At 62.7% G+C, this 2,497-nt stretch carries 3 protein-coding genes and 2 pseudogenes; 2 read left to right on the forward strand and 3 right to left on the reverse strand.

The window, feature by feature from the left end; translation table 11 throughout:
- The 3 genes and pseudogenes from BG842_RS10075 to BG842_RS10085 form a co-directional block, all read right to left on the reverse strand.
- Positions 1-409 (reverse strand): annotated as a pseudogene (locus BG842_RS10075) (hypothetical protein); the annotation flags it as partial.
- Positions 410-460: 51 nt separating this feature from the next.
- Entirely contained in the window at positions 461-1,192 is a 732-nt protein-coding gene (locus tag BG842_RS10080; protein WP_254663039.1) for a hypothetical protein, read from the reverse strand.
- Positions 1,193-1,317: 125 nt separating this feature from the next.
- The gene (locus tag BG842_RS10085) at positions 1,318-1,674 is read right to left on the reverse strand and encodes a hypothetical protein (RefSeq protein ID WP_254663040.1); all 357 of its coding nucleotides are present in this window, start codon (positions 1,672-1,674) and stop codon (positions 1,318-1,320) included.
- Between the two features lie 344 nt (positions 1,675-2,018).
- Here BG842_RS10085 and BG842_RS10090 point away from each other — a divergent pair, with 344 nt between their 5' ends.
- The gene (locus tag BG842_RS10090) at positions 2,019-2,318 is read left to right on the forward strand and encodes a hypothetical protein (protein ID WP_069450640.1); all 300 of its coding nucleotides are present in this window, start codon (positions 2,019-2,021) and stop codon (positions 2,316-2,318) included.
- A pseudogene (locus tag BG842_RS10095) lies at positions 2,315-2,497 on the forward strand (isocitrate lyase); the annotation flags it as partial. The gene BG842_RS10090 and the pseudogene BG842_RS10095, both read left to right, overlap by 4 nt.

Genomic DNA, 2,497 nt, shown 5'->3' on the forward strand with positions numbered 1-2,497 from the left:
TTTCCGCGACCGTCCACGGGTGAGTCGGAACGTCGCCGTCCGGCTCGGATTTAGTGTCATCGACTGTTTCCGTTTCGGCGTCATCGACCGGTTCCGATTCCGCGTTACTGCCCCCGATTGCATCGCTTCTGTCGGGGGGCGAAGTCCCTGAATCGCCGCGGGGGTCAGCCTCGGTAGCGGCCGTTTTCGTGGCGTTCGACCCCCGTTCACCCGGATTCGCGCCGCGAAGGTAGAGGACGACCGGCGGGAGGACGTAGATGCCGAGCGCGACAACGGCGAACGCCCGATTGACGAACGTCAGCGTCCCGAACGCGGTCAGTCCCGCCGTCGCGACAGCGTGAAACCACGTCTTCGTGTAGCGCCGAAAGAAGGGAACGAAGCGACGCTCCGAACGTGTCGAATCGACCATCGCTCGGGTATCGTACCCCACGGTGTTGAGGCTTTTCGCCGAGCGGCCGGGTCACTTCACGTCGTGCATCAACCGGAGGAGTTCCGCGCGGTAGGCGTCGTCGTCGCGGTCGAAAACCACTCGGAGTAGTTCGTCCGTCGGCCTGATTCCCGCCGTGAACAGCAGCGTCTCGCCCGGTTTCAGTACTTCGAGGTACAGTATCGTCTTCACGCGTCTGTCCGGCGTGACCGACGGAAGACGGTACGCGGGTGAGTTCGGGCGCTCGATGTACTCGCTCGCGTCGTAGTCGGCCTCGTACTCGGCGACGGCCTGTTCCGCCGTCGTTTCGCGTTCGGAAGTGGGACGCTCGCGGATGTCCGAGAATCCGAGGCGTCGAAGGTTCCGTTCGAAGCGCTCCTTTGCGATGCCCGTCACCAGCGACGGTTGCGCGAGAATCGAGAGCGGGGAGTCGAACGTGACGCGGGTTGCCATGAACGCGGCGACGATTCCCTCGAAGTTCCCGCGGACGTATCTATCGAGACCCGACGCCAGCCGTGCATCCTTGTAAATGAGCGTGCTCGTGTAGGCGTCGCCGAACGACCGTCCCCCGGCCCGAATCACGGTCCTATCGGTTCGTTTCTCTTCGAGGGTCCACCGTCGAATCGTGGGCGACGTGACGACCGGTTCCCGGTACGGCCCGCGACGTCGTGCGCCACCGACGACGCCATTCATTTCGGTTCCCACGACCGCGCCGATACCACCCACCGCCGCACCCATTCGGGCGAGAAATCGCCTTCGCTGCATGAGGTGGTAGTATCGGGCGACGACCGGATAATCGCCACGGCCCAGCGACGCGTCCCGCGCTCGGCGACACCCCGGAATACGTCACGACGCGCTCCGCTCGCCACCGCGTCCGCCGGTCGCGGCGGCTACCAGTCCTCGTTGCCGACCGGGTCCCGCGTCTCACAGTAGGGACAGCGGTTGCGGTACCGTTCCAAGTTCCGACCGCAGTACCGACAGTTGTACCCGCCCTCCGGGGGGTGAACCTCGGTTTCCGACGACGAAGACGACGTTCCCGGAAGCACTCCCGCGCGGAACGCGAGGACGCCGCCGATGACGACGACGGCCCCGACGAGCGCGACGAGTACCAGACCGTTGTCCGTTCCGGGAACGTAGGGCACGTCTTGAAGTCTCTTTCCGCCGAAAATACCGCGTCCGGCAGAAAGGAACATCAACAGCAACAGGATACGCAGGAGTCGCCATCGTCCGAAACCCCTATTTCGCACGTTCCCACCCTCGTTTCATACCTGAACTCGGGGACGAGCGAAGATAAGCACTCGGGAAACCGAAACGAACGCGGGAAAGTCGGGACGAGTGGGAGGAAGCCGGAGCGAGCGTGATCCGCCATGAGGGATGATACCGAACGACAATTATATCTCCTTAACCGCCACTGGAGAGATGAATGGCATTAAAGAATATTATCATTATAAATCATAATGTTTATGCCCGGTACTGTTGTCGGAGTGGATGCGGTGAAACAAATGTCAGTACACGCAGCACGCTCCTCGGCACGCACCGGAACCACTCGCAAAACGTCACCGACGACAGATCGACTGACAATACGACCTATATGACAGACCAAACTCGCTACGACCGCACGGAAGAAGAAGCCCCGCTCGTCCCGTTCATCGGGACGACGGGACGCGACCGACCGACGACGGACCGACCGACCATCGACCGCCAGACGACCGACCGCCGGACGACGGACGACCGGTGGACCGACGAGCGGCGAACTGACGACGGACCGACCGCCGCCCGAACGCCCTCCGACCGCCCGCGAACGGAGTTCCCGTCCGAACTCGAACGGGAACTCAGGACCCTCCGAACGCAACTCGACCGAATCGAAGCTACCCTACAGGATAACCAATGATATCCGATACCGACACGACCACGAGAGACATCGAGAACCGCGCTGGAAAGGAGTTCCGCGAGATGCTGAACTCCCAGAACTACGTCTTCGCACCCGGCCTCTACCACGCCCTCGACGCGCGACTGGCGGAGATGGCCGGACTGGACGCTGCGTACATGAGCGGCTACTCCACGGTGCTC

The organism is Haladaptatus sp. W1, from assembly GCF_001723155.1.
GTDB lineage: Archaea > Halobacteriota > Halobacteria > Halobacteriales > Haladaptataceae > Haladaptatus > Haladaptatus paucihalophilus.

What these genes read in the sequence shown, in the direction of transcription:
- BG842_RS10090 (WP_069450640.1), top strand. Translation starts at nt 2,019, where the DNA reads ATGACAGACCAAACTCGCTACGACCGCACGGAAGAAGAAGCCCCGCTC.
- BG842_RS10080 (WP_254663039.1), bottom strand. Translation starts at nt 1,192, where the DNA reads ATGCAGCGAAGGCGATTTCTCGCCCGAATGGGTGCGGCGGTGGGTGGT.